This window comes from Phytoactinopolyspora halotolerans (assembly GCF_010550675.1).
GTDB classification, from domain to species: domain Bacteria; phylum Actinomycetota; class Actinomycetes; order Jiangellales; family Jiangellaceae; genus Phytoactinopolyspora; species Phytoactinopolyspora halotolerans.
On record NZ_JAAGOA010000005.1, the window covers coordinates 333,327 to 358,341 of the forward strand.

The following is a 25,015-nucleotide window of genomic DNA, read 5'->3' on the forward strand; positions in this document are numbered from 1 at the left end:
CATGACCCTCACGTCCGACACCCGGGCCACCGTAGACCCCGACCTGCTCATCGACGGCCTCCAGCTCATCGGCGGCGAGTGGGCACCGTCCACCACCGGCCGCACGATCGATGTCATCAACCCGGCGAACCAGCACGTCATCGCCCGCATCCCGCGCAGTGACGACAGCGACGTCGACAACGCCGTCCACGCGGCCCAGCGGGCCTTCCCTGCCTGGCGGGACATGAACGCGACCGCTCGCGGCGAGTTGCTCTTCGCCTGGGCCGCCTTGGTCGACGCCAAGGGCAAGGAACTGGACAGCCTCGAGTCGCAGGAGGTCGGCCGCCCCAGCTGGGGACCGCCGCCGATGGGACGCCAGCTCCGCTTCATCGCCGGTCAGGCGGACAAGGTGCAGGGCGTCTCGTTGCCCACGTATCAGCCGGACACCGTCGGGTTCACACTGCGCGAGCCGTTCGGCGTCGTCGGTGCGGTCATTCCGTGGAACGCCCCCGGCCCGATGTTCGCCGTCGAGGTCGGTGCCGCCATAGCCGCCGGGAACACCATCGTCATCAAGCCCGCCGAGGACGCTCCCCTGACCCCGCTCGCGCTGGCCAAGCTCGCTCTGGAAGCCGGCATCCCGCCGGGGGTCATCAACGTCGTCACCGGCTACGGCGCCGAGGCCGGGGCACCCATCCCGGCCCATCCGCTGGTCCGCCGGATGGGCTTCGTCGGCTCACCGGAGACCGGCCGGTCGATCATGGCGGCCTGCGCGCAGACGCTCACCCCGCTCCATCTCGAGCTCGGCGGCAAGTCCCCGCAGGTCGTGTTCTCCGACGCGGACCTCGACGCCGCCGTTCCCGGAATGGCCACGTCGATCACGCTGAACACCGGGCAGATCTGCGCGGCCGGCTCGCGCGTCGTGGTGGAGCGCAGCATCCACCAGGAGATCGTGGAGCGGTTGGCGACACAGATGCAGAAGATCACCATCGGCCCCTGGCACGAGCAGGTCACCATGGGACCGCTGGTGAACAAGAAGCAGCATGACCGCGTCATGGGCTACATCGACATCGGCAAGCAGGAGGGCGCCGAGCTCGTGCTCGGCGGCGGCGCACCGCAGGGAGAGAAGTTCTCCGACGGCTTCTTCGTCGAACCGACCATTTTCGATCACGTCGACCCGGATATGCGGATCGCCCGCGAAGAGATCTTCGGGCCGGTCCTCTCGGTCATCCCCGTCGACGATGAGGCCGAAGCCATCGAGGTCGCCAACGGCACCGACTACGGCCTGGTCGCGTCGGTCTGGACCCGCGACGTCGGACGCGCCGTCCGGGTCAGTCGCGCGCTGCAGGCCGGTCAGGTCGGGGTGAACAACGCCATCGGGGCCTCCGTCATCGGCGGCCCGTTCGGCGGATACAAGAACTCCGGCTTCGGCCGGACCATGGGCGCCGACTCGGTGCTCGAGTGGACGCAGGTGAAGACCGTGTCCATGCGCGAGGCCGGCCTCGCGAGCGGACGCGGCCGCTGAGTGTGCCTCATCCATTTCACGTGCGGAGGGAAGTACGCCCATGACGTCGACGATCACCACACGTGCGGCCATCGCCCGCGGACCCCACATCGGCTGGGAGCTCACCGAGCTGGAGCTGGACCCACCGAAGGCCTTCGAGGTCCGGGTGAAGTTCCACGCCTCCGGGCTCTGCCACTCCGATCACCACATCACCGCCGGTGATGCTCGTGTGCGCTTCCCCATGGTCGGAGGGCATGAGGGCGCGGGCATCGTCGAGTCCGTCGGGGAACACGTCACCCGGGTCAAACCGGGCGACAAGGTGGTCTGCTCCTACATTCCCGCCTGTGGCACCTGCCGCCCCTGTTCCGAGGGGCATCAGAACATGTGCGTCAAGGGCCTCAACGCGGGCAGCGGCATGTTCCTCGACGGCACCTTCCGCTTCCACGCCGACGGCGAGGACTATGGCGGATTCTGCTCCCTCGGCACCTTCTCCGAGTACGCCGTCGTCTCCGAGTACGCCGTGGTGCCGCTGCCGGACGAGATCCCGTTCACCGTCGGCTCCATCGTCGGCTGCGGCGTGCCGACGGGGTGGGGGTCGGCGGTCTACGCCGCGGGAGTCCGCGCCGGGCAGACCGTCGTGGTCTTCGGCGCCGGCGGGGTCGGCAGTAACGCCGTGCAGGGTGCCGCGTACGCGGGCGCGCGGGACGTGATCGTCGTCGACCCGGTCGAGTTCAAGCGGAAGAACGCCCTCATGCTCGGCGCCACCCACGCCTTCGAGACCTCGCAGGAAGCCCACGACTTCGTGGTCTCGCATACGTGGGGCCAGCTGGCCGACCACGTGATCATGACCCCGGATGCGGTCACCGAGGAGATGGTCACCGCCGCCGTCCTGATGACCGGTAAGGGCGGCAAGGTGACCATCACGGCCGTCGGGCACGTCGACGAGACCGCGGTCCATCTGCCCGCCGGTCTCCTGATCGGCTATCAGCGGCAGATCCGGGGCGCCCTCTTCGGTGACTGCAACCCGCTCTACGACATCCCGCGCCTGCTCCGCCTCTATCAGGAGGGCGACCTCAAGCTCGACGAGCTCATCACCCGCACCTACACCCTGGACGAGGTCAACGACGCCTACCGCGATCTCGTCGACGGCAAGAACATCCGCGGCGTGATCGTGCACGAGTGACCGTGCACGAGTGATCGAGCGGAAGCGAACGACATTGCGGTCACGATGACGACCACCACGCATGCTCTTTCGCGCACAAGGCGGCACAACCGACGAGACGCACGGTGACGAAAGCGAGGAACACGTGGCAGAGATGGTGAGAGCCGCGGTCCAGACCGGGCCACGCACGATCGAGATGCGGGAGTTCCCCCGGCCCCCGATCGGCGACGACGACGGGCTGCTACGGGTCGAGGCGAACGGAATCTGCGGCAGCGACGTCGAGATCTTCAACGGCCACCTGGGCGAACGTCCGCCGTTCATCCCGGGACACGAGCCGATGGGCATCATCGAGGAGATCGGCGACCGCGCCGCCGAGCGCTGGGGCGTTCGGGAAGGTGACCGGGTAGCGCTCGAGGTGATCGTGCCATGTCGCGCCTGCCGGGACTGCCTGGTCGGCCGCTACCAGGCGTGCCGCCACCGCAAGTACGGGCACGGGGTGACATCCATCGATGTCGCGCCCAGCATCTGGGGCGGGTTCGCCGAATACCTCTACCTCTCGCCGACCGCCGTCATGCACAAGATCGACGCGTCCCTACCGGCCGAGATCGCCGCCATGTACAACCCGCTCGGTGCCGGCGTACGCTGGGCCGTCGACCTCGGCGGGGTCGGGCTCGGCACGACGCTGCTGGTACTCGGCGCGGGACAACGAGGACTCGGCGCGGTCATCGCGGCGAAGGCCGCCGGGGCGTCCACCGTCATCGTGACCGGGCTCGCCTCCGACGCCCACAAGCTCGGCGTCGCCCGCGAACTGGGCGCCGACCACACCTTGATCGTGGACGGCGACGACGCACAGGACGTCGAGGAGTCGGTGCGCGAGATCACCGACGGGGAGATGGTCGACGTCGCCGTCGACCTCACCCCGATGGCGGCCGGCCCGGTCACCGACGCGCTGAAGTCGGTCCGATTCGGCGGCACGGTGGTCCTGGCCGGGCTCAAGGGCCGGAAGGAGATCCCGCTCGTCACCGACCACATCATCCACCGCGGGCTGGTGGTGAAGGGCGCTTTCGGCGTCGACGCCGCGGCCAACAAGAAGGCGATCGAGCTGCTCGAGTCGGGCCGCTTCCCGCTGCACAAGCTGCACACGCACACCTTCGGCCTGGACGATGTGGGTCTGGCCATCGACACGCTCGCCGGCGCGGCCGGCGACGGCTCCGCCATTCACGTCTCCGTCCATCCGGGCAATCAGGTCAGCCCGGGCAACCCGAGCAACTGACGAAGAGGAGCCCGACGTGATCGTCGACGCCCACGCGCACCTGCTCCCCAAGCACTATCCGGCCGATGCGCCCGAGTGTTTTCCGCGGATGGAACCCATCGCGGACAGCACCGACCGGCAGCTCCTCTTCGGCCAGACGAAGTTCCGGGCCACGGAGGTGTTCTTCGAAGCCGAACGCCGCGTCGAGGCGATGGACGCCTCCGGCGTCGGCGCCGAGGTGCTCAGCCCGATGCCCCCTCTGCTCCGCTACGACCTGCCCGCCGACGACGGACTGGCGCTCGCCCGGCACGTCAACCACTTCACGGCCGAGCTCACGTCACATGATCCCGAGCGGTTCGTCGGGCTCGGCATGGTGCCGATGCAGGACCCAGACGCCGCGAGCGCCGAGCTCGCGGCGGTCGCAGAGGCCGGCCTCGCCGGGGTCGAGATCGCCTCGAACATCCTGGGCTCCTCGATCGGTGACGAGAAGTTCCTGCCGTTCTTCGCCGAGGCGGAGCGGCTCGGGCTCGCCATCTTCGTGCACGCGATGCCCGCCCCGACGGACCGGCTGCCGCGGTCCGGCATGGGCACCTACGTCGTCGGCATCGAAGGCACCCTCGCCGCCGCGTCGCTGATCCTCGGCGGCACCGCCGCTGCCTGCCCGAACCTGCGCATCAGTTTCAGTCACGCCGCCGGTGGGCTGGCCATGATGCTGCCGCGCGCGAACTACTTCTGGGGTGGCTCCTGGAACGAGGAAGCCAAGAACCCGGAGCGGGCGGTCATGCCGGACGACGGTCCCTCGCCGCTGGAGTACGCCCGCCGCTTCTATTACGACTCGATGGTCTTCGACCACCGGGCCATCCGCTATCTCATCGACCTCCTCGGCGCCGACCGCCTCCTCGTCGGCTCCGATTTCCCCGCCATGCCGCGGGAGGAGCCGGCGGCCAGGACGCTGCGCTCCATGGACCTCTCCGAGAAGGAGTGGGAGGACGTGTCCTGGAAGAACGCCTTCCGCTGGTTGGGGCGTGCCTGACCTCGTCCCCAGCGGCAGGCACGCACGAGGCCGCGGGATCCGTAGGGGGTCACACACCGCAACCGAAGAGCTTCATCATCGCCATCGTTCGAAGGAGAACGTGTCATGAGAAGACGAGATGTGCCGCGCGCGACGCGTCGGAGGCTCCGCGCCGTCGCCCTGGTCTCTGCCGTCGCGCTGGCCGCTGCGGCGTGCAGCGGCGGTGGCGGCGGGACAGGAACCGGAGACGACGGGAACCCGGCCGACCCCGGCGAGCCGCAGAGCGGTGGAGAGATCACCACGATCCTCGACTCCGGATTCGCCGGAGACTGGTCGACCGGACTCGACCCCGCGACCAGCAACAGCACGGGGGCGAACCTGCCACAGAACAGCGCCATCTTCGGGGGCCTGTTTACCCTCGAGCCCGACGAGAGCGGGGAAGGCGCCGAGTTGGTCCCCAACCAGGCGGAGAGTTACGAATGGTCCGACGACGGGCTGACGCTCACCGTCACGCTGCGCGAAGGGATCGAGTTCAGCGACGGGACCCCGCTGAACGCCGAGGCCGTGGTGTGGAACTGGATCCGGGAGTTCAGCTCCGGAAGCACCGGGGCGCCCACGGTCCAGCTGGACCTGGAGCGCGAGCCACCGGACCTGGACCAGGCGTTCCTCGACAGTCTGTTCGCCGCGCTCCCCGACGACGTCGATCGAGACCTCATCATGGCGCGTCTCGGTGCCATCCGGGCGGTCGACGATCTGACCGTCGAGATGCACCTCGCGGTGCCGAACGGTTCGCTGGTCAACGGGTTCCCATCCGCGAACATCAACCTCATCGGTTCCCCGACTGCGTACGCGGAGATGGGCGCGGAGGCCTTCAGCACCGCCCCGGTCGGCGCGGGACCGTTCGTCGTGACCGAGAACACCCAGAACCAGCGGCTGGAACTGGAGCGCAACGAGAACTACTTCAAGGACGGCCTACCGTACCTGGACAGGCTCACCTTTCAGTCGGTCGCCGGCGATCAGATCGCCTACCAGACCCTGCAGTCGGGTCAGGGCGACGTGATCGAGGGGATCAGCGACGTCGCCCTGATCGAGCAGGCCGACAACAACCCCGACGTCGAGATGCATCTCGGCACGCCGACGTCGCCCTACGTGATCCAGCTCAACACCAGGACCGCTCCGTTCGATGAGAAGCGAGCGCGGGAGGCCATCTACTACGCCACCGATTTCGAACAGATCAACCAGGGACTGTTCAACGGTCAGGGTGAGATGAGCCAGTCGTTCACCGCGTCCGGCGGGCTCTTCCATCATCCAGAGGTTCCCGGCTACCGCGAATACGATCCGGAGCAGGCCGCGGAGATCGTCGATGAGATCGGCGGCCTCAAGGTCGATTTGATGACGACCGACCTGTCGACGGCGCGCCGGGTGATGACCGCGCTCCAGACGCAGTGGCAGGAAGCCGGGATCGACGTGGAGATCGACTCGAAGCCGCTCGGCGACATCATCACCGAGTTCCAGGGCGGGCAGTGGCAGGCGATCCTGCAGACCGCAGGTGCGTGGGATCCCTCCGTCGGCATCGGCGTGGCTGTCCGGTTCGGCTCAACCTCGCCCTTCAGTGGCACGCCGCTACCCGACGGGGCGGAGTCGGCGCAGCAGGCCATCGACGAAGGGCTCCAGACGGAGCTGGACGAGCTGCTCCAGGCCGCAGTGCTGACCGTGGACGAGGCGGAGCGTGAGGAACACTACAAGGCGATCAGCCAGTACATCTCCGACGAGGCGTACGGCCCCTTCGGGATCGCCTTCAGCCCGGCGCAGGTGATGCGCAACGGCGTGCACGGGCCCGGGCTGGACCAGCCCATCGCGGCGCTCGCGGTCAACCAGGGCGTCCTCTACGACCGGGTCTGGGTCGAGCAGCCGTGAGTGGTGCGACGACGACGCCGGCGGCCGAGAAACGCACCCGGGTGACCGAGAACGGGCCCGCGGGCGAGCAGCCTGAGGGCCTGCGCGCCCGGCTCGCCGGATCGCCAGTCCTGCGTCTCGTCGGCCGCCGGTTGATGATCGTCATCCCGCTGCTGTTCGTCGTCAGCGCGCTGGTGTTCCTCCTCATGGAGGCGCTGCCGGGAGATCCTGCCCAGATCCGGGCGGGCATGGATGCGTCCGAGGAGGAGGTCGAGGCCGTCCGCCAACAGATGGGCCTCGATCGCCCCGGGCACGAGCGCTACCTCTCCTGGCTCGGCGGGGCGCTCACCGGCGATCTGGGCAGTTCGGTCGTCAGTGGCCGGGCGGTGACGACGCTTCTCGGCGAACGCCTCCCGGTCACCCTGCAGATGGCCGGCATGGCGTTCGTCTTGTCGATCGTCATCTCGCTGCCACTCGCGCTGGCCGCGGCCCGTCGGCCTGGTGGGCTGGTGGATCGGTTCGTGATGGTCTGCTCGATGACCCTGCTGGCCGTACCCAACTTCGTGATGGCGCTGCTGCTCGTGCTGGTGTTCGCGGTCGGGCTGGGCATGCTTCCCGCGATCGGGTTCGTACCGCTGGCGGAGGGGGTCTGGCCCAACATGCGCTCCATGATCCTGCCCGTCCTCTCGCTGGCGGTGCCGATGGCGTGCTTCTATGCGCGATTCCTCCGGGGTGACCTCGTCGAGCAGCTGAACGCGGCGGCCTACATCGACACCGCACGGTCCAAGGGCACCGGGCCGTGGCGGATCCTGTGGCTGCACGCCTTCCGGAACTCCAGCTTCGGCCTGCTGACCCTGGTCGGCCTCAACATCGGCGCGCTCGTCGGGGGCACGGTCATCATCGAGCGCATCTTCGCCATGCCCGGCATGGGCACGCTGATGCTCGAAGGGGTGATGTCCTCCGACGTCGCTGTCGTGCAGACCTGCGTCTTCATCTTCGCGGCCGCCGCTGTCTTCGCCAACCTGCTCGTCGATGTCATGTACGCCGTTCTCGACCCGAGGGTTCGCTATGGCAGTCACTAGTCCTCCCGGCTCGGCCACCCTGTCGCCGGCTCCGCTCGCGGGGAGTGCTACCCGCTGGTCCTCGTTCCGGCGTCGCCTCACGATCTGGATCTCCGGCAGCGTGGTCGCGCTGCTGGTGATCACCTGCTACCTCGGACCGTTCGTGCTGCCGATTCCGTCCCCGGTCGGTGGGAACGTGCTCGACAGCGGACTGTCACCCGGCAGCCCGGGGCACCCGTTAGGCACCGACGTCAACGGCAACGATGTCCTCTCCCGGCTGATTCACGGTGGCCGTTCGTCGCTGACGGTGGGCGTCGTCGTCAATATCATCGGCCTGGCGATCGGCGGGACGGTCGGCGCGATCTCCGCCTACCTCGGAGGCAGAGCCGACTCGATCATCATGCGCGCCTTGGACGTGCTCATCGCTTTCCCGTCCCTGGTCCTGGTGATCGTGCTGGCTCAGATCCTCGGCCCGTCGCTGCCGAACACGATCCTCGCGCTCAGCGCCTTCAGCATCCCGGCGGTGGCGCGGATCTCGCGCGCCGCCACGCTGAAGGTGATGAGCATGCCGTATCTGCAGGCGGCCGAGCTCAGCGGAAGCCCGTGGTGGCGCATCCTCTCCCGGCACGTGGTGCCGAACATCGTGCCACAGCTGACCACGTTCGCGATGCTCGGCATGGCGATCGTGGTGGTGACCGAGGGCGCGCTGAGCTTCCTGGGTCTCGGGATCCCGCCGCCGCGACCCAGCTGGGGAAACATGATCTTCGAAGCCCAGCAGTCGATGTCCGCCACACCGTTGCTCGTGCTGTGGCCGAGCATCGCGCTGCTGGTGACGGTCCTGTCCTTCAACCTGCTGGGCGAGTCCATCCGAGACGAGGTGACAGGCCGATGAGGAGCGGAGCACGACTGGCGACGATGAGCGGCATGCTGAACGCCACCCGGGAGCCGGCGGCGACATCGAACGGCGCGGCCGGCCCGATCCTGGTGGTCGACGATCTCCGGGTGACCTTCTCCCGGCACGGACGCGTCGTCCATGCGGTGAACGGGCTGAGTTACCAGGTTCGCCCCGGGCGGACCCTCGCCATCATCGGCGAGTCCGGCTCCGGCAAGTCGGTAAGCGTCCGCGCGCTGATGGGGCTGCTGCCGCCCAGCGCCCACATCGAAGGGTCGGCGCGGCTGGACGGCACCGAACTGGTCGGGTTGGACGACAAGTCCTGGCGGGCAGTCCGCGGCTGCCAGATCGCCATGGTCTTCCAGGACCCGGCCAGCTCGTTGAACCCGACGATGAGCATCGGCGCCCAGCTCATCGAGGCGATCCGCATGCACGCGCCACTCAAGCGCCGCGAGGCGGCGCAGAAGGCGATCGACCTGCTGAAGCTGGTCCGGCTACCATCGCCGGAGAAGCGGCTCAAACAGTTCCCACACCAGCTCTCCGGCGGTATGCGTCAGCGTGTGGTGATCGCCATCGCGCTGTCCTCCGACCCCAAGCTGCTGATCGCGGACGAGGCGACGACGGCGCTGGACGTCACGACGCAGGCACAGATCATGGAACTGCTCGTCGACATCCAGGAGCGGCTCGGCATGGCGGTCATCATGATCAGCCACGATCTGAGCCTCGCCGCCTGTTACGCCCACGAGGTGCTCGTCATGTACGCGGGGAAGGCGGTCGAGCACGCCGAGACCAGGAACCTGTTCAGCAATGTGCGGATGCCCTACACCAAGGCGCTGTTGGACGCCATCCCGCAGCTGTCCACACCCGCACACCTGCAGCCGGCCATCGTCGGCGGACATCCGCCCGACCTGTCCGCGCTGCCGGAAGGTTGCGCCTTCCTGCCGCGCTGCCCGAGCAGCACGGAGCAATGCCGGATCGAGCCGCATCTGGCGGAGCACGAGCCGGAGCATGCATACGCGTGCTGGCACCCGGTGAGCCGGGACGGCAGCTGCACCGGGCAGAAGGAGGAGAGACCGTGACCGATCAGGCAGTACACGTCGCGCCGGCCGAGACCGCCGAACCCGCGAGGAACGGTCCGCACACCCCGCTGTTGTCCGTACGCAATCTCGTTCAGGAGTACGTCACCCGCGGGCCGGGTGGCATCAAGACCGGCGTGGTCCATGCCGTCAGTGACGTCTCGTTCGACCTGATGCCCGGCGAGACGCTCGGCATCGTCGGGGAGACCGGCTCCGGCAAGTCAACCCTCGCGCGCGCCGTCATCCAAGTGGAGACCCCGAAGTCCGGGACGGTCCGCTTCCAGGGACGCGACCTGGTGGGCATGTCAAAGCGGGAGATCACGAAGGTCCGCGCCGACATGCAGATGGTCTACCAGGATCCGTTCGGATCTCTGAATCCCCGATGGAGGGTCGCCGATGTCATCGCCGAGCCGCTGCTGGGGCACACCTCCATGACCAGGGAGCAGCGTGCCGAACGGGTCGACGAGCTGCTCGACCTGGTGGGGCTCCGGCCGGAGACGTACCGGCACCGCCGACCGTTGGAGCTCTCCGGCGGCCAGGCGCAACGAGTGGCGATCGCCCGCGCCGTCGCGCCCGGCCCTTCGCTCATCATCTGCGACGAGGCGACGTCCTCCCTGGATGTCCTCATCCGGGCCCAGGTGCTCAACCTGTTCGAGAAGCTGCGAGAAGAGTTCAACCTGGCCTACATGTTCATCGCCCACGATCTGGCGACTGTGAAACGCGTCAGCGACCGGGTCGCCGTGATGCATCTCGGGCAGCTCGCGGAGTCCGGTCCCGTCGAACAGATCTATGCGGCACCCCGGCATCCCTACACCCGCGCCCTGCTGGACTCGGTGCCCGTACTGGACACCATGACCGGTGTCGTCAAGCGCCCCGTCGCGCTTCCGGGCGAGCCGCCGTCACCGCTCAATCCGCCGAGCGGGTGTCGCTTCCGCACGCGTTGCCCGCGGGCAGAAGACCTGTGCGCGCAAGAGGAACCCGTGCGCACCAGGGTGAGCGACCGCCACACCGTGGCCTGCCACTTCCCTCTCACGCCCGCCTGATCAGCGCCCCCGGCCCAGCGCAAGAGGAGCGTCGGGCGGGTGCTAGAACGGCGGCGGGTCCGAGTCGGGGTCTGTGCCGGTGTCGGCGTCCGTACCGGTGTCGGTCTGGTGTCCGGTGTCGGGATCGGGATCGGTGCGGGGACGCCGATGTTCCGGTCGGGCGAGGTGGCGGATGGGTCCGACGGCTTCCGGCGGAACCGTGTAGGTGTGTCCGGCCGGGCTTCGCCATCGGTAGCCGCCCCAGTCCAGGTGCTCGATGCTCCAGCCGTGCAGCGTCTTGGCGACGTGACATCCGCGGGACAACGGATGGTTGTTCGACGCGCCGGTGGTGCCGCCGTCCTCCCACGGGATGCCGTGGTCGATGTCGCAGACATCCGACGGCGTATCACACGTGGGGAAGACGCACCGGCTGTCCCGGGCGAGCACGAAGTCCTTCAGCGCGCGCGGCGGCGAATACGTCGTTCTGCCGTATTCCAGCAACCGCCCGTCCACCGGGTCGGTGAGCAACCGGCGCAACACCGCGTCCTCGGCGATACGGCGCGCGGCCTCGGCGGGGATCGGCCCGTACCCGGCCAGCTGGCACGGCTGGTCATCGAGCCCGAGCAACGTGGTGATCGGCACCGTCACGTTCACCGTGGCCGGACGGCCGTGCCGGTTGGCCAGCCGCACCTGTTCCGGCCCGGCGAGCACACCCGTGGCCAGGGCGTTCCACCCGATCTGGCACAGCAGGTCGAAGCGGAGCTGGTCCAGGTTGCGCGAGTCGCCTGCCGCGCGCAGCGCACGCGCGCCCGCGTCGACAGCGGTGTACAACGCGGCCAGGTCCTCGGCCGGACCCACCAGCGTCATCGACGCGATCCCGGTCACATCGTCGTCCGGTACCGGCGGGCACACCCGGCGCTTCTTGCGCCCCTCCGCGCGGCGCTTGCGCGCCGTGTCCGGGTCGGCCTCGGACAGCATCCGGTTCAACCGCCGATGCAGCTGCCGCTCGGTCATCCCCGGCGCGTCCTCCAACAGCCGATCCTCGACCTCGGCCTGCAACCACGCATCGTGCAGCCAGGACACACCGCGCACGATGATGCGCGCCTTGTTCCAGCTGATCCGGCCCTGCTCCAGCGCACGCAGCACCGACCGGTGCTCCTCGACCAGCTCGATCGCCAGCCCGGCATGATTCTTCGCCTCGTTCGGCGTCCAGGTCAGGGCAGGGCTGAGCTCCTGACCCACGGCGTCGGCCCGGTCATGGGTGTGGAACGCGTTGTCGACCTCGGTGTCCTCACAGGCCACGCAGAACGCGTAGTTCTCCCGCCCGGACAGCTCCTGCACCATCCGGGCCTGGACCGCCTGAAGATGCGCCATCTGCCGCTGGCACGCCACGATCGCGTCGACCACGTCATAGTCGTCCAGCTGTCGCGGCTGACACTCCTCCAACGCCAGACCCAACGCAGGGCCAGGCGCAGTCGCGGCCAAGCCGCGCGTGCCGGACGGCGGTTGCGAGTCAGAAGCAGAGGTAGACATGACCACATGCTATCGAACACACGATCGAATCACTACCTGTTGACGTTCATCTACCCGCGAACACGCCTGATTCCTTACGAGTAGCTGCGGTGATATCTCTCAACGTGCAATGATCGAGGTTTGACGACGGACCGACCACGGACTCGACAGCCGCTCACCGTGTGAATGCCATACCCGGCGGCCGCGCCGTTTCGCCCTGTGGGCATGCGCGGAGCCGCGTAGCATCAGCGCAGTCCAGCTCTACCACCGTCGGCGCACCGTGCCCTTGGGCCCGGCCACCAGGCTCGCCGCCGGCACGTCGTCGGCCACGACCGTCCCAGCCGCAACGACCGCGTCACGGCCGATGCTGACGCCAGGCAGGATCGTCGCGCCCGCGCCTATCCACGCATTCTCGGCCACATCGATCGGCGCGCCGGTGAGGAACCGGCGCCGCTCCTCCGGGTCCACCGGGTGGCCCATCGTGATGAACGTGGCTTTCGGGCCAACCATCACGCCTTCGGCCAATCGGATACCTGCGTCTTACCCGCCTCGTCATCGAACGGGAGGACTTTGAGACGCGAGGTCAGCTCCGTGACCCGCAATACCCTCTCGCTCATCGCCGTGAACTCGGCGCCCAGAACGCGGTCGCCGTTGGCTTGGATATCAGGTTCGTGGATCGGCATGAAGCGGTGCGTCGGTCATCAGGCGATTCTCGCGCAACGGTGATTCTCGGCGAGCCAAGCTCGCCGACCTAGTCGCCCCGGCGCATGAACCTCGCGATGAGTTCGCCGATCAGCACGGCAGTGGCGCCCGGGCCACGGCTCGGCACGGTGGGCAAGATCGAGGTGTCGGCCACACGCAGGCCGCTCACTCCGCGCACGCGCCCGTACTGATCGACGACGGCGCCGGTGTCGTCCGCAGGCCCCATGCGTGCGCTGCCACACAGATGGATCGCGGTGCCGAGCTGTGCGTCCATCCAGCGGTCCAGGTCGGCATCGCCGACGGCCGCCGCACCCGGATCGACAAGCCCGTCGACGACGCCGGCGAACGCCCGCGAACGCAGCAGCGCAACCGCGGTGCGCAGGCCGTGCCGGAGCCGGACGCGATCGACCGGCTCGGAGAGGTAGCGGTACTCGATGCGCGGGGGCACGTACGGGTCGGCTGAGCGAAGGGAGATCCTGCCGCGTGACTCGGGTCCCTGGAGACTGACCAGCAGCGCCCCACCGCCCGTGCCGCCCGGCACACCGGTGAGCAGATCCCTGATGGGCTGCTCACACAGCAATATCTCCAGGTCTCCCTGTGCGGGACCACCGGGAGAAGCGAAATCCAGAACAGTCACGAACGTCTCCGGTCGCCCGACCGCCCCCGGCGGCCGTCCGCGCCATTCCACGACGAGCTGCGGATGGTCGGTGAAGTCGCGGCCGACGCCGGGCAGATCCGCCACCACCGGGACACCGAGCGCGGTGAGCTTTTCCGCCGGTCCGATCCCGGAGAGCAGGAGCAGGTGTGGACTGCCGATGGCACCGCACGCCAGCACCACCTCCCGGGCCTCGACGAACTCGCCGCGCCCTGCCGTCTCCACCTCCACGCCGGTCGTGCGACCACACTCGACCCGCACCCGGAGCGCGCGCGTGTCGCCCCGGACCGCCACGTTCGGGCGGTGCCGGGCCGATGCGAGGTACTGCATGGCCGCGTTCCTCCGGATACCGGCGACGACGGTGCGTGGCAACGGTCCGACGCCAGGAGCGCCCGGCGCGTTCTTGTCCGGCTCCTCGCCGAAACCCAGGTCCACGGCGGCCGCATGGAACGCCTCGGCGGCCGGGCTCTGCTGCGGTGCCCGCAGCACGGGCATCGGACCGCTCCCCCCATGGACGTCGGTCGCCCCATGGTCGAGGTCGGACTCCAGCTCGCGCCACACCGGCAGCACCCGGCCATACGACCACTCGTCGTTACCGCGCCGGGCCCAGCCGTCGGCATCCTCCGGGCGCGCCCGGACGAAGGCACCCCCGTTGATCGCGCCCGACCCACCCATCATGCGGCCACGGACGACGGTGTACGGCCGGGACGGCGCGAGAAGGGCGGGATATGACCATGTCAACGGGTGGCCGGGAACGGCGGCACGCAGCGTGGTCCCGTCCCGGACCTCCGCCGGGACGGCGTCGTCGGCGGGAACGGGACCGGCCTCGAGCAAGAGAATCGTCCGATCCGGGTCCTCACTCAGCCGCGCGGCGAGCGGCCCCCCGGCGGTCCCGCCGCCGACGACCACGACGTCATACGTCACCTGGCACCGCTCGGGAACAGAAGACCTCGCGCATCTGGACGAAGCCCTGGTGGATGAGGTCGGTCAGCACCTGCTCGGGGTGGGCGAGCCACTGGTCGTAGGCGGCGAGGCTGATGCCCAGGCACGCCCATCCGATGGTCTGTGGCTGCAGCGCGTCCGCGGCGACCCCGAGCCGCGCGGCGACGAAGTCAGCGATCACTTGTCGCCACGATTGGTACCGCAGTGCCGAATGAGCCACGAGCGTCGGCGTGCGGAGCAACACCTCCATGCGCTGCCGGTGCAGCGGCAGTTCGGCGTCAGGGAACGTGTTGAAGTCGATGACGGCCGCACGCAGCGCGTCGTACAGGGGGATATCCGCAGGTATGTCCGACAGGTGCGCACGCATCCGGCCGAGCATTGCGTCGAAGTCACCCCACGGCAGGTCGTTCTTGGAGGGAAAGTAACGGAAGAACGTGCGCCGTCCGATGCCCGCGGCGGCCGCGATCTCATCCACGGTCACCTCGTCGAAACCTCGCTCGATGAACAGCTCCAGGCCGATCCGGCCCAGCTCGGCAGCAGTGGTCGAGCGCGCGCGTCCCACCCGGGCCGCTTCCTTGCGTCCGACGGTCATACACAACCCTTCCCTACGGCACTCAGTGCCATTAGTATGGTGCCCACCACGTCGGATCCCCGGGTCCGACACTCGTGTACGCCGATGCCGATGCTGCACGACAGAAGGGAATCCTATGAGTGCGCAGGCGAAGCCCACCATGCCCGAGCAGGAAGCGGAGACGCTGACGGGCACCGAGCCCCCGGTCGAGACGGACACGCTGATCGAAGAGGTCTCGATCGACGGAATGTGCGGCGTCTACTGACGTCCGCCCCGGTTCACTTTCCATGACTGATTTCGACTCCGACCGCGCGTGGCGTCTCCACCCGCAGGTCGCGGTCCGTCCCGAACCGTTCGGGGCGCTCCTCTACCACTTCGGCACCCGCAAGCTGTCGTTCGTCAAGGATCGCACTCTGCTCGAGATCGTGCGCTCACTCGAAGAACAGCCGAGCGCCCGGTCCGCCGTCGAAGCCGCCGGCGTGGCGCCGGCCGCCGTCGAGAAGTACCTCGGCGCGGTCGGCACGCTGGCGGACTCCACCATGGTGGTCCAACGGACACCCTCCTGACGTGCGCTGATGCCGAACTCGCCAGTCATCTCGTCCCCGTTCGCCGTGCGGGCGCGCGGCGAACACCACCACCGTCGTCCACCCCTGCCGCCTTCTTCCGCATAACGGAAGCACGCCTTGTTCGGCCCTGCGCTTCTAGGCGAGAGTGCTGCGTACTCCGTCTGCACCGATGCGACGGGCTTGTCCCGACACAGGAGTCGATGACATGTTCACAGCAAGGACGCAGCACCCCCGAAGGCGCGTAGCGCAGATAGCAGCCGCCCTCTCGGCCAGCGCGCTCGCTCTGAGCGCTTGTTCGTCGGACAGCGAAGACCAAGCAAGCGCCGCTGAAGGCGGGCTGACTCCCATCACCGTGGTGACGTTCCTGCCGCTGGAGTCGTTCACCTTCGCCCCCGAGATGATGGCCTACTCCGGAGGATACTTCGAAGAACACGGCCTCGACGTCACGCTCGAACCGGTCCAGGGGACCTCCGCCGCCATCCAATCGGTGGTCGGCGACGCGGCCTTCATCACCCGGGCCAGCACTATCGATATCGTGCCGGCCATGGAGGACGGGCAGCAGATCGTCGGCGTCGGCACCATGGCGCGGCAGACGAACCTCCGCATCGCCTCGTCCACCGACGATCCGGTCGAGAGCACCGCGGACATGACGGGCAAGACCATCGGCATGGGCTCCATCGGTGGCACCAGCGAACGGGCCCTGGACCTGGCCCTGACGCACGACGGCATCGACCCGGGTTCGGTCGAGCGTCAAGCCGTCCCGGTCACGGCGGCCACGTTCGAGCTGGTCCGGCGCGGTGAGCTTGCGGGTTACATCGTCAGCCTGGACACGGCGCTTACCCTCGACGACCAGAACGACGACGCGGTGGTCGGCCCGGCAGGGCTCGACGTCACACCCGACCTGCAGCTGTACTTCACCACCCCGGACACGCTCGAGAACGACCCGGAGACTGTCGAGGCGTTCCTGGCCGCGATGGCCGACGCCACCCAGTTCATGGTCGATGACCGCGAGAACAATTACGACGAGACGCTGCAGATTCTGCGCGACAGCGGCGACTGGGACTTCCCGGCGCTCTTCGACGACGAGGCCGCACGAGGGGCATTGGAGGTCTACACGACCGAGACCTGGATGGACGACTCGGGCACGCCGTTGATGCACACCGATCCCGACGTGTTCGCCGAGGCGTACGACGCGCTCGCGGCCGGCGGTCTCGTCGAAGGCGGCGCCGACCCGCAGGACTGGATCACCAACGACTACGTGCCGTGAATCGCCGAATCGCCACGCAACGTCGATGACGCGCGTGGCCCGCGAGGCCCGGATCAAAGGAGAGGTGGCACGGATCGCGATGCCTGACAACACGACGACGGCCGAACCCGTGGTGAGCGAGGCCGGAACGGATACCCCTCGACTCAGCATCACGGACGTCGGCCGCGACTTCCATACGCGGAACGGGGTCATCCACGCCGTCTCCGGCATCCACCTGGAGATCCAGCGCGGCGAGTTCGTCGCCCTGATCGGGCGGTCCGGCTGCGGGAAGACCACGGTGCTGCGCATGATCGGTGGATTGTTGCCGCCGACGGGCGGTGTGATCGAAGTCGACAGCAAGCCGTTGTGGCGGGACGGGCGGGTCGACTCGTCCGCCGTCACCAAGCTTGGCTTCGTGTTCCAGGAAGCGAACCTGTTCCCGTGGTTCTCCGTCATCGATAACATCGCGTTGCCGCTCAAGCTGCGTGGCGTCGGGAAACGGGAACGCCGGACACGCGCCAAGGAGCTCGCCGAGCTCGTAGGCCTGACCGGGTTCGAGGGATCGTATCCCCGCGAGCTCTCCGGCGGTATGCGACAGCGCGCGGCGATCGCCCGGGCGCTCAGCACCGAACCCGACCTGCTGTTGATGGACGAGCCGTTCGGTGCGCTGGACGCGCTGACCCGCGAGCGGATGAACCTCGAGCTTCAGCGCATCGTACTGGAGACCTCCTCGACGGTGGTGTTCGTGACGCACGACATCCCGGAGGCGGTGTTCCTCGCCGACCGGGTGGTGCAGATGACGCCCCGCCCGGGACGGATCAACAAGATCTTGCGGGTGGATTTCGCCAAACCCCGGGACGTCGATCTGCAGACCACGCCGGAGTTCAACGACATCGTGCGATCGCTCCGGCACGAGCTGGACGAGGAGGAGTGACATGCGCAACAACCGGATGAAGCTGCTCCCGTGGATCGTCACCCCGTCACTCATCGTCGCGATCATCGCCTTCTGGCACGTCTTCGTGACGGCGCGAGACGTCAACCCGCTCATCTTCCCGCCGCCGCGCGAGGTCGGCGACGCGCTCGTGGACCTGCTCGGCGAGGGGACCATGTGGTCCGCGGCGCGGGTAACCCTCACCGAGATCGTCGCCGGATTCCTCATCGCCGTGGTCAGTGGCCTCGCCGTCGGCGTCGTCCTGGGCAAGGTGCCCTGGCTCGAGCGCAGCGTCCGCCCGCTGATCGTCATCGCCCAGGTGTCTCCGAAGGTCGCCTTCGTCCCGCTCTTCGTGATCTGGTTCGGCTTCGACATCACCTCGAAGATCGTGCTGGCGACGGTGCTGGCCTTCTTCCCCGTCATGCTCAACGTGCTGCTGGGCGTCCGCTCCGTCGAGCAGGGCCAGCGGGAGGTGATGCGCAGCCTGAACGCGAGCCGCAGCCAGACATTCTCTCAGCTCGAGATGCGCAGCCTGATGCCCTACCTATTCGCCGGGATGGAGGTCGGGATCGTGCTGGCCACCATCGGCGCGATCGTCGGCGAGTACCTGGCCGGCAACGAGGGACTCGGCAACATGGTGGTCACCGCGATGAACTCGCTCGACGCCGCCCGGACCTTCGCGTTGATCCTGGTGCTGTCGCTGATCGGCCTGGCGCTTTTCCTCATCGTCAACGAGCTCAAGCGTTTCTTCATCCCGTGGCACGAATCGGTCTACGGGCTGCAGAACCGCGACGTCTGACCAGATCGGAGATCCATGCCTGATTCCGCCACCCTGTCCGTGCCCGTCGACAAGCTCGAAACGCTCGAAGGCGCCGGCTTCGGCCCGTCTTCCTGGCGCGAGATCGGTCAGGACGACATCGACGTCTTCGCCCGCCTCACCGGCGACGACAATCCGATTCACGTCGACGCCGATGCCGCCGCGAAGTCGCCGTACGGCACCCGCATCGCACACGGGCTGCTGACGCTCAGCTGTGTGGTCCCGATGATGCGTGAAGTGTTCTCGGTGACCGGCGCGGCGATGGGCATCAACTACGGCCTGAACCGGGTGCGGTTTCCGGCAGCGGTCCCGGCCGGTGCGCGCATCCGCATCCACGGCCAGGTGATCGAGGTGACCGAGATCGCCGGCGGATGGCAGACCGTGGTCTCGGTGACCTACGAGGTGGAAGGCGGGGAGAAGCCCGCGTGCGTGGCTGAGTTCGTCCTGAGGTACTACACATGAGCGGCGACGGGACGAGCGACGGGATCAGCCTGGCCGGACGCGTCGTCATCGTCACCGGCGCCGGCCGGAGCCTCGGGAAGGCGTACGCGACGGTCCTCGCCCAAGCGGGGGCGGCCGTCGTCGTCAACGACATCGACGCGGACGCCGCCGAGCAGGTCGTCGCCGAGATCACCTCCGGCGGCGGCCAGGCCACCGCCGTGGTGGCCCCGGTCGGCCCCGCCGCGACGGCGGACGCCCTGGTCGAGGCCGCGCGCTCGACGTTCGGACGGCTCGACGTCCTGGTCGCCAACGCTGGTGTTCTGCGCGACCGCGTGCTGTGGAAGATGTCCGACAAGGATTTCGACCTCGTGGTCGACACACACCTGAAGGGCACCTTCACCTGCGGCCGGGCCGCCGCCGTCGCCATGCGCGAACAGGGAGAGGGCGGCCGCATCGTCGTCATCGGTTCTCCGGCCGGACAGTTCGGCAGTTTCGGGCAGACGAACTACGCAGCGGTCAAGGCCGGTCTGGTCGCGATGGCACGGACCTGGTCGCTGGAGCTGGCGCGGTTCGGTATCACCGCGAACGCCGTCGTGCCGACCGCGCTGTCCCCCATGACGGCGACCATCCCCGCGTACGCCCAGCTCTACGAGGACTACCTCGCCGGCGAACCGATCCCTTCGAGATACCGCAAGGAGAACGCGCTCGGCACCCCGGAGGACGTCGCCCCGCTGATCGTCTGGCTCGCCTCCGACCGCTCCGCCGATGTCACCGGCCAGGCCATCGGCATCGGCGGCGACCGTCTCACCCTCTACTCGCATCCTCAGGCGCTGCAGACCGTCGACCATGACGACGGCTGGACCGCGGAGCAGATCGACAAGGTGTGGCACGGCACACTTGCCGCGCACGCACAGCCGTCCGGGCCGCCGAGCAAGGATGCCGCGGAATGAGACTCGGCAGGCATGCCGACGTGTGGCAAGGGGTGGCGCAGGCGGCCCCGGACCGTCCCGCCGTCGTCAGTCGTTCTCGCCGGCTCACGCATGCCGAGTTCACCGCGGAAGCCGCCGCGCTCGCCCGGCATCTGGAGCACGCAGGGATACGTCCGGGCGACTCGGTGGTGATCTACTCGTACAACCGGCCGGAGTTCCTGGTCACGCTGTATGCCTGCCTCGCCACCGGCGTCGCACCCGTGCCGCTGAACTTCCGCTACCGCGCGAACGAACTCCGCGACCTGCTGCTCGACTGCGAGGCCCGGATGCTCGTCTACCCGAGCTCCCTCGGCGCGGTGGTGACCGAAGCGATCGCCGGGCTCCAGTCGCCACCGGCCCAGCTGGAGGTCGACGACGACGCAGCACCGACCGCACCGACAACGCCGACTACGCCGACGGCGGCTACAGCGGCTACGACGTCAACGGGGCCGGCGGGGCAGGCGGGGCCCACGGCGGTCGCGTACCACGAGGCCGTCGCCGAGCCAGGTGCGCTACCCGCGGTCCCGCCGCCGGGCGGGGAGCTCCGTCTCTACACGGGCGGGACCACCGGGATGCCGAAGGCCGTCCTCTGGGACACCGATCACCTGCTCGACGGGATGCTCTTCTCCACCTACAGCTTGGTAGGGATCGACCCGCCGCAGACTGTGGAGGAGGCGGTAGCGATCGCCGTCGACCGCGCCCCACGGGTGGCGACCCTGCCGCTGGCGCCGTTCATCCACGGCACCGCGCTGTTCACCTCGCTCAACACGCTGGTGCTCGGCGGCACCGTCATCATCCATGCCTCGCCTCGGCTCGACGTCGAGGAGGCGCTCCGGCTGCTCCACGACGAAGCCGCCACCCGCCTCGTCCTGGCCGGTGACGCCGTGGCGCTCCCCCTCGTCACCGCTGCCGAACAGGCAGGCACCGGGCTCGGTCAGGTGCGCTCGGTGATCAGTTCCGGGATGCGGCTCAGCGACGAGACCAAGCGCCGGCTGCACGCACTCGCCGACCTGACCATTGCCGATCTGCTGGCGGCGACCGAGGGCGGACCGTTCGCCGCCGCCATCACCAGCAGCGTCGATGACCTGCCCGCCCGGCTGAAGCTCATGGACGACGCCGCGGTGCTGGACAACGACGGCGTCGAGGTGCAGGACCGCGTCGGAGCACTCGGGCGGCTCGCATTCCGCGGCGCGTTCGCCAAGGGTTACCTCGGAGACGAGGCGAAGACCCGGGAGACGTTCCGCGAGTTCGGCGGCCGGCGCTACGTCGTGCCAGGTGACTGGGCCCGCGTCCTGGGCGACGGACACATCGAGCTGCTCGGGCGCGGCAGCGCGGTGGTGAACACCGGCGGGGAGAAGGTCTACCCGGCCGAGGTCGAGCAGGCGCTTCTGGACCATCCGGAGGTCGACGACGCCGTGGTGTTCGGCACGCCCGATCGCCGCTTCGGTGAGGCCGTCACCGCCGTCATCGTCCCGGCGGCCGGTGCGTCGATCGATCCGGCGGAACTCGCGAACCACCTCGACCGGCGCCTCGCCGGCTACAAGAAGCCTCGGCACGTCCTGTTCCGCGATTCGCTCGAGCGCAGCCCGCACGGCAAGCTCGACCTGGCCCGTCTCAAACGGGATGCGACAGCGGAGCTCGCCGAACGCTCCGCCGAGGTCGTGCCATGACGCGGAGCGCTACCACCCAGCCGGAGAACGGGCCACCCACCACTCACCCGGAGATCGAGTTCACCGCCACCCAACCAGAGAGCGAGTTCCCCGCCACCGACCTGTTCGGGTTCGCCGACCGGCTGAGCGAGGCCGAGCGGGCGAAGCTGCACGCGCTCGATGCTCTGCTCGACGAGCAGGTGCGCCCCTACCTCGCCGAGTGGTGGGAGCGGGCCGAATGCCCCGTGCACGTCCGTGGCGAGCTCGCCCGGCTGCGGCTCGAGGACGATCCCGACCTGCTCCGCGGCGACGGGACACTCAATCCGCAATACGTCGGGTTCCGCCACTTCATGCTGGCCAGGTGTGACCTGTCCGTCGCCACCCTGTACGGCGGCCAAGTGGGGATGTTCCGCACGGTGGTGCGTGAGGGCGGCTCCCCGGAGCAACGGGCTCAGCTCGACCCGCTCATCGTCTCCTTCGAGCTGACTGGATGCTTCGCACTCACCGAGCCGGACCACGGTTCGGACGTCGCGCGCGGCCTGGAGACGGTCGCGACACGCCACGGGGACACCTGGCGCATCAACGGCCACAAGCGCTGGATCGGGAATGCGGCCGTGTCGGATGTGATCGTCGTCGTCGCGAAGGACAGCTCCGACGGGGCGGCCAAGGCGTTCATGGTGCCGCGCGAGGCACCCGGGGTGGCCATCAGCGATGTGGGCAGCAAGCTCAGCCTGCGGATGGTCCGCAACGCCGACATCCGGCTCACCGACGTGGAGGTCGACGAATCGGCGCGGCTGCAGCGGATCGACTCCTTCGCCGACATCGCCGCCATCCTTGCTCACCTACGACCCGTCGTCGCCTGGAACGCCGCCGGGATGCAGGCCGGCGCCTATGAGGCCGCGCTGCGCTATGCCACGCATCGGCATCAGTTCGGCCGCCCGATCGCCGGCTACCAGCTCATCCAGGACAAGCTCGCCCGGATGCTCGGCAACGCGACGGCGTCGCTGGCGATGGCCGCGCGGCTGAGCGACCTGCGTAGCCAGGGCCGCGGCGGCGATGCGCACTCGGCGCTGACGAAGGCATGGACCAGCGACCGGCTCCGCGAGACCGTCGCGCTCGCCCGCGAGATCTGCGGCGGTGAGGGCATCCGCGTCGGGAACGACGTGGCGCGGTACTTCGCCGACGCGGAGGCGGTCTACACGTTCGAGGGAACCCGGGAGATCAACCATCTCATCGTCGGGCGCGCCGCGACCGGGCTGAGCGCGTTCACCCGCTGAGTCCGGGGCGCCCGACGGCAGGCGTCGACGGCCAACGTCGGAAGGTTGTGTTCGCTATGGCAACGAAAACTCTCCGCCGCTGTTCGGAGAAGGCGGGCCACTACGAGTAAGGAATAGATCATGACCGAGAAGATCACCGTGGCCGAAGCCGTCGGCCGGACAATCGCGAGGCTGGGCGCATCGCACATCTTCGGCGTTGTGGGAAGCGGCAATTTCCAAGTGACGAACGCACTGATCGACGCCGGCGTGCCGTTCACGGCGTCTCGTCACGAGATGGGAGCGGCGTGCATGGCCGACGCCTATAGCAGGGCGACCGGCGACGTGTCGATCCTCAGTGTCCATCAAGGATGCGGCCTGACGAACGCGCTGACCGGGATCGTGGAGGCGGCGAAATGCCATACCCCGCTGCTGGTCCTGACGGGCGACACCGTCGCCGGAAACGTGACGGACAACTTCTACGTCGACCAGGACGCCATGGTGGCGTCGGCCGGGGCGCGACCGGCGCGGATCCACTCGGCGGCCTCCGCCGTCGCGGACGCGGCGAAGGCATTCCACGTCGCTCGGTCCGAGCGGGCGACCGTGGTGCTGTCGATGCCGGTGGACGTCCAGGACGAATACGTCGACTTCGACGCGGCCGCCATCCCGCCGCTCCCGGTGCGGCTGCCTCCAGGAGCAGCACCGCAGGCGCTGCAGAGGCTGGCGCACGCGCTCGGCACGGCCGAACGTCCGGTGATCGTCGGCGGACGCGGAGCCTGGAACGCGGCAGCGGAGCTGCGCCGGTTGGCCGAGGTCTCCGGCGCGTTGCTGGCCACCTCTGCGGCGGGGCGTGGGCTGTTCGTGGGTGATGAATGGGCGCTGGACATCATGGGTGGCTTCGCCACCGAAGGAGCAGCCGAACTGATCGCCGGCGCGGATGTGCTGGTCGCGTTCGGTGCCGGGCTGAACAAGTGGACCACCCGTGAAGGCGAACTCCTACGGAACGCGACGGTCATCCAGGTCGACGATCGCGAGACCGCCATCGGCTTCCACCACCCCGTCGACGTCGGCGTCGTGGGCGACGCCGCCGTGGTGGCGGCGGCCGTCGCCGAGATGGTCGCGGAACGCTATCCGGGCCGGGTCGGCTATCGGACCGCGGAGATCGGCGAGCGAGTGCAGGCTGTGCGCTACTGGAAGGATCAGCCGTTCGTGTCCCGGGCGGAGCCGGGCCGGGTGGATCCCCAGGAACTCGTCAACACCCTGGACGCGATGCTGCCGATGGAGCGGGTCGTGGTGACCGACGGTGGCAACGTCAACTGCTACGCGGGGGCACACCTGCGCGTACCGGATCAGCGTGGCTACTGTATCCCGCTGTCGTTCCAGTCCATCGGCCTCGGGCTGTCGTCGGCGATCGGCGCCGGCCTCGCGCAACCCGGCCGGATGCCCGTCCTCGGCACCGGCGACGGGGCCTTCATGATGACGCTGGTCGAGCTCGACACGGCCGTGCGTCTGGCTATGGGAATGGTCGTCATCGTGTTCAACGACGACGCCTACGGCGCCGAGGTCAACCTGTTCCAGGACCGGACCGACACGCTGGCGACCGTACGCTTCCCGGAGACCGACATCGCCGCCATCGCCCGCGGTTACGGTTGCGAGGCGATCACCGTCCGGGCCATCGAAGATGTCGACGCGGTGCGGTCGTGGCTCGACGGCCCGCGGAACCGCCCGCTGATCATCGACGCCAAGATCCCCGAGCACACGTCCTGGATGATGGCCCGTCGCCATGGCGCCCACTAGATGAGTGATTCCTTGAAGATCACGGTCGGCGCGTCGTGACCGGAGAAGTGGACGGAGGGTGTTCAAGATCAATGTGTGACGAAAGAACTGAACACCCTCCTGACTGCACTGT

22 protein-coding genes and 1 pseudogene are annotated in these 25,015 nt (G+C 68.6%); 19 read left to right on the forward strand and 4 right to left on the reverse strand.

Annotated elements, in window-relative coordinates:
- The first annotated feature begins 1 nt into the window (after position 1).
- From G1H10_RS09800 to G1H10_RS09840, 9 genes are all read left to right on the forward strand, one after another.
- Positions 2-1,501, forward strand: a complete 1,500-nt coding sequence (locus G1H10_RS09800; RefSeq protein WP_163736176.1) for an aldehyde dehydrogenase family protein — start codon at positions 2-4, stop codon at positions 1,499-1,501.
- Between the two features lie 40 nt (positions 1,502-1,541).
- Positions 1,542-2,663: an NDMA-dependent alcohol dehydrogenase gene (locus G1H10_RS09805; protein ID WP_163736179.1), complete on the forward strand. Its 1,122-nt coding sequence runs from the start codon at positions 1,542-1,544 to the stop codon at positions 2,661-2,663.
- Between the two features lie 133 nt (positions 2,664-2,796).
- The gene (locus tag G1H10_RS09810; RefSeq protein WP_246219379.1) at positions 2,797-3,915 is read left to right on the forward strand and encodes a zinc-dependent alcohol dehydrogenase; all 1,119 of its coding nucleotides are present in this window, start codon (positions 2,797-2,799) and stop codon (positions 3,913-3,915) included.
- Between the two features lie 16 nt (positions 3,916-3,931).
- Positions 3,932-4,927 (forward strand): amidohydrolase family protein, encoded by a 996-nt coding sequence (locus G1H10_RS09815; RefSeq protein WP_163736185.1) that lies wholly within the window; start codon positions 3,932-3,934, stop codon positions 4,925-4,927.
- A gap of 105 nt (positions 4,928-5,032) precedes the next feature.
- A complete protein-coding gene (locus G1H10_RS09820) occupies positions 5,033-6,823 on the forward strand; it encodes an ABC transporter substrate-binding protein (protein WP_216853082.1) in 1,791 nt (596 codons plus the stop codon).
- Positions 6,820-7,884 carry an ABC transporter permease gene (locus G1H10_RS09825; protein WP_216853083.1) on the forward strand — a complete coding sequence of 355 codons (1,065 nt, stop codon included), beginning with the start codon at positions 6,820-6,822 and terminating at the stop codon, positions 7,882-7,884. Before G1H10_RS09820 ends, G1H10_RS09825 begins: the two co-directional genes overlap by 4 nt.
- A complete protein-coding gene (locus tag G1H10_RS09830) occupies positions 7,871-8,755 on the forward strand; it encodes an ABC transporter permease (RefSeq protein WP_163736187.1) in 885 nt (294 codons plus the stop codon). Before G1H10_RS09825 ends, G1H10_RS09830 begins: the two co-directional genes overlap by 14 nt.
- On the forward strand, positions 8,752-9,834 hold the full coding sequence (locus G1H10_RS09835) for an ABC transporter ATP-binding protein (RefSeq protein WP_216853084.1): 1,083 nt from the start codon (positions 8,752-8,754) through the stop codon (positions 9,832-9,834). Before G1H10_RS09830 ends, G1H10_RS09835 begins: the two co-directional genes overlap by 4 nt.
- Positions 9,768-10,874, forward strand: coding sequence for an ABC transporter ATP-binding protein (locus G1H10_RS09840; RefSeq protein ID WP_376778591.1), 1,107 nt, complete (start codon positions 9,768-9,770; stop codon positions 10,872-10,874). The genes G1H10_RS09835 and G1H10_RS09840 overlap by 67 nt, the downstream gene beginning before the upstream one ends.
- Positions 10,875-10,916: 42 nt before the next feature.
- Here G1H10_RS09840 and G1H10_RS09845 read toward each other — a convergent pair whose 3' ends face one another.
- The 4 genes and pseudogenes from G1H10_RS09845 to mftR all read right to left on the reverse strand — a co-directional run bounded on the left by G1H10_RS09845 (position 10,917) and on the right by mftR (position 15,256).
- Positions 10,917-12,386 (reverse strand): HNH endonuclease signature motif containing protein, encoded by a 1,470-nt coding sequence (locus tag G1H10_RS09845; protein WP_163736193.1) that lies wholly within the window; start codon positions 12,384-12,386, stop codon positions 10,917-10,919.
- A gap of 240 nt (positions 12,387-12,626) precedes the next feature.
- Positions 12,627-13,048, reverse strand: a pseudogene (locus tag G1H10_RS34990) (DapH/DapD/GlmU-related protein).
- A 68-nt stretch (positions 13,049-13,116) separates the two neighbouring features.
- Positions 13,117-14,646, reverse strand: coding sequence for a mycofactocin dehydrogenase MftG (gene mftG / locus G1H10_RS09855; protein WP_163736196.1), 1,530 nt, complete (start codon positions 14,644-14,646; stop codon positions 13,117-13,119).
- Positions 14,636-15,256 (reverse strand): mycofactocin system transcriptional regulator MftR, encoded by a 621-nt coding sequence (gene mftR / locus G1H10_RS09860; RefSeq protein ID WP_163736199.1) that lies wholly within the window; start codon positions 15,254-15,256, stop codon positions 14,636-14,638. The genes mftG and mftR overlap by 11 nt, the downstream gene beginning before the upstream one ends.
- A gap of 115 nt (positions 15,257-15,371) precedes the next feature.
- Here mftR and mftA point away from each other — a divergent pair, with 115 nt between their 5' ends.
- From mftA to G1H10_RS09910, 10 genes are all read left to right on the forward strand, one after another.
- The gene (mftA, locus tag G1H10_RS09865; protein ID WP_216853088.1) at positions 15,372-15,500 is read left to right on the forward strand and encodes a mycofactocin precursor MftA; all 129 of its coding nucleotides are present in this window, start codon (positions 15,372-15,374) and stop codon (positions 15,498-15,500) included.
- Positions 15,501-15,522: 22 nt separating this feature from the next.
- The gene (gene mftB / locus G1H10_RS09870) at positions 15,523-15,801 is read left to right on the forward strand and encodes a mycofactocin biosynthesis chaperone MftB (protein ID WP_163736201.1); all 279 of its coding nucleotides are present in this window, start codon (positions 15,523-15,525) and stop codon (positions 15,799-15,801) included.
- Between the two features lie 355 nt (positions 15,802-16,156).
- Positions 16,157-17,068 carry an ABC transporter substrate-binding protein gene (locus tag G1H10_RS09875; RefSeq protein ID WP_163736204.1) on the forward strand — a complete coding sequence of 304 codons (912 nt, stop codon included), beginning with the start codon at positions 16,157-16,159 and terminating at the stop codon, positions 17,066-17,068.
- A gap of 79 nt (positions 17,069-17,147) precedes the next feature.
- Positions 17,148-17,981, forward strand: coding sequence for an ABC transporter ATP-binding protein (locus tag G1H10_RS09880; RefSeq protein ID WP_163736337.1), 834 nt, complete (start codon positions 17,148-17,150; stop codon positions 17,979-17,981).
- 1 nt (position 17,982) lies between these two features.
- Positions 17,983-18,777, forward strand: coding sequence for an ABC transporter permease (locus G1H10_RS09885; protein WP_163736205.1), 795 nt, complete (start codon positions 17,983-17,985; stop codon positions 18,775-18,777).
- Between the two features lie 15 nt (positions 18,778-18,792).
- Positions 18,793-19,257: a MaoC family dehydratase gene (locus G1H10_RS09890; protein ID WP_163736207.1), complete on the forward strand. Its 465-nt coding sequence runs from the start codon at positions 18,793-18,795 to the stop codon at positions 19,255-19,257.
- On the forward strand, positions 19,254-20,186 hold the full coding sequence (locus tag G1H10_RS09895) for an SDR family NAD(P)-dependent oxidoreductase (protein ID WP_174264199.1): 933 nt from the start codon (positions 19,254-19,256) through the stop codon (positions 20,184-20,186). Before G1H10_RS09890 ends, G1H10_RS09895 begins: the two co-directional genes overlap by 4 nt.
- Positions 20,183-21,874, forward strand: coding sequence for an AMP-binding protein (locus G1H10_RS09900; RefSeq protein WP_163736210.1), 1,692 nt, complete (start codon positions 20,183-20,185; stop codon positions 21,872-21,874). Before G1H10_RS09895 ends, G1H10_RS09900 begins: the two co-directional genes overlap by 4 nt.
- A complete protein-coding gene (locus tag G1H10_RS09905) occupies positions 21,871-23,130 on the forward strand; it encodes an acyl-CoA dehydrogenase family protein (RefSeq protein WP_163736212.1) in 1,260 nt (419 codons plus the stop codon). The genes G1H10_RS09900 and G1H10_RS09905 overlap by 4 nt, the downstream gene beginning before the upstream one ends.
- Positions 23,131-23,250: 120 nt before the next feature.
- Positions 23,251-24,903, forward strand: coding sequence for a thiamine pyrophosphate-binding protein (locus tag G1H10_RS09910; protein WP_174264200.1), 1,653 nt, complete (start codon positions 23,251-23,253; stop codon positions 24,901-24,903).
- Positions 24,904-25,015 lie beyond the last annotated feature (112 nt).

Bases quoted from the DNA above. Each gene is read 5' to 3' on its own strand.
- G1H10_RS09800 (WP_163736176.1), top strand. From the start codon at position 2: ATGACCCTCACGTCCGACACCCGGGCCACCGTAGACCCCGACCTGCTC.
- G1H10_RS09805 (WP_163736179.1), top strand. From the start codon at position 1,542: ATGACGTCGACGATCACCACACGTGCGGCCATCGCCCGCGGACCCCAC.
- G1H10_RS09810 (WP_246219379.1), top strand. From the start codon at position 2,797: ATGGTGAGAGCCGCGGTCCAGACCGGGCCACGCACGATCGAGATGCGG.
- G1H10_RS09820 (WP_216853082.1), top strand. From the start codon at position 5,033: ATGAGAAGACGAGATGTGCCGCGCGCGACGCGTCGGAGGCTCCGCGCC.
- G1H10_RS09830 (WP_163736187.1), top strand. From the start codon at position 7,871: ATGGCAGTCACTAGTCCTCCCGGCTCGGCCACCCTGTCGCCGGCTCCG.
- G1H10_RS09835 (WP_216853084.1), top strand. From the start codon at position 8,752: ATGAGGAGCGGAGCACGACTGGCGACGATGAGCGGCATGCTGAACGCC.
- G1H10_RS09845 (WP_163736193.1), bottom strand. From the start codon at position 12,386: ATGTCTACCTCTGCTTCTGACTCGCAACCGCCGTCCGGCACGCGCGGC.
- mftR (WP_163736199.1), bottom strand. From the start codon at position 15,256: ATGACCGTCGGACGCAAGGAAGCGGCCCGGGTGGGACGCGCGCGCTCG.
- mftA (WP_216853088.1), top strand. From the start codon at position 15,372: ATGAGTGCGCAGGCGAAGCCCACCATGCCCGAGCAGGAAGCGGAGACG.
- mftB (WP_163736201.1), top strand. From the start codon at position 15,523: ATGACTGATTTCGACTCCGACCGCGCGTGGCGTCTCCACCCGCAGGTC.
- G1H10_RS09880 (WP_163736337.1), top strand. From the start codon at position 17,148: ATGCCTGACAACACGACGACGGCCGAACCCGTGGTGAGCGAGGCCGGA.
- G1H10_RS09885 (WP_163736205.1), top strand. From the start codon at position 17,983: ATGCGCAACAACCGGATGAAGCTGCTCCCGTGGATCGTCACCCCGTCA.
- G1H10_RS09890 (WP_163736207.1), top strand. From the start codon at position 18,793: ATGCCTGATTCCGCCACCCTGTCCGTGCCCGTCGACAAGCTCGAAACG.
- G1H10_RS09895 (WP_174264199.1), top strand. From the start codon at position 19,254: ATGAGCGGCGACGGGACGAGCGACGGGATCAGCCTGGCCGGACGCGTC.
- G1H10_RS09900 (WP_163736210.1), top strand. From the start codon at position 20,183: ATGAGACTCGGCAGGCATGCCGACGTGTGGCAAGGGGTGGCGCAGGCG.
- G1H10_RS09905 (WP_163736212.1), top strand. From the start codon at position 21,871: ATGACGCGGAGCGCTACCACCCAGCCGGAGAACGGGCCACCCACCACT.
- G1H10_RS09910 (WP_174264200.1), top strand. From the start codon at position 23,251: ATGACCGAGAAGATCACCGTGGCCGAAGCCGTCGGCCGGACAATCGCG.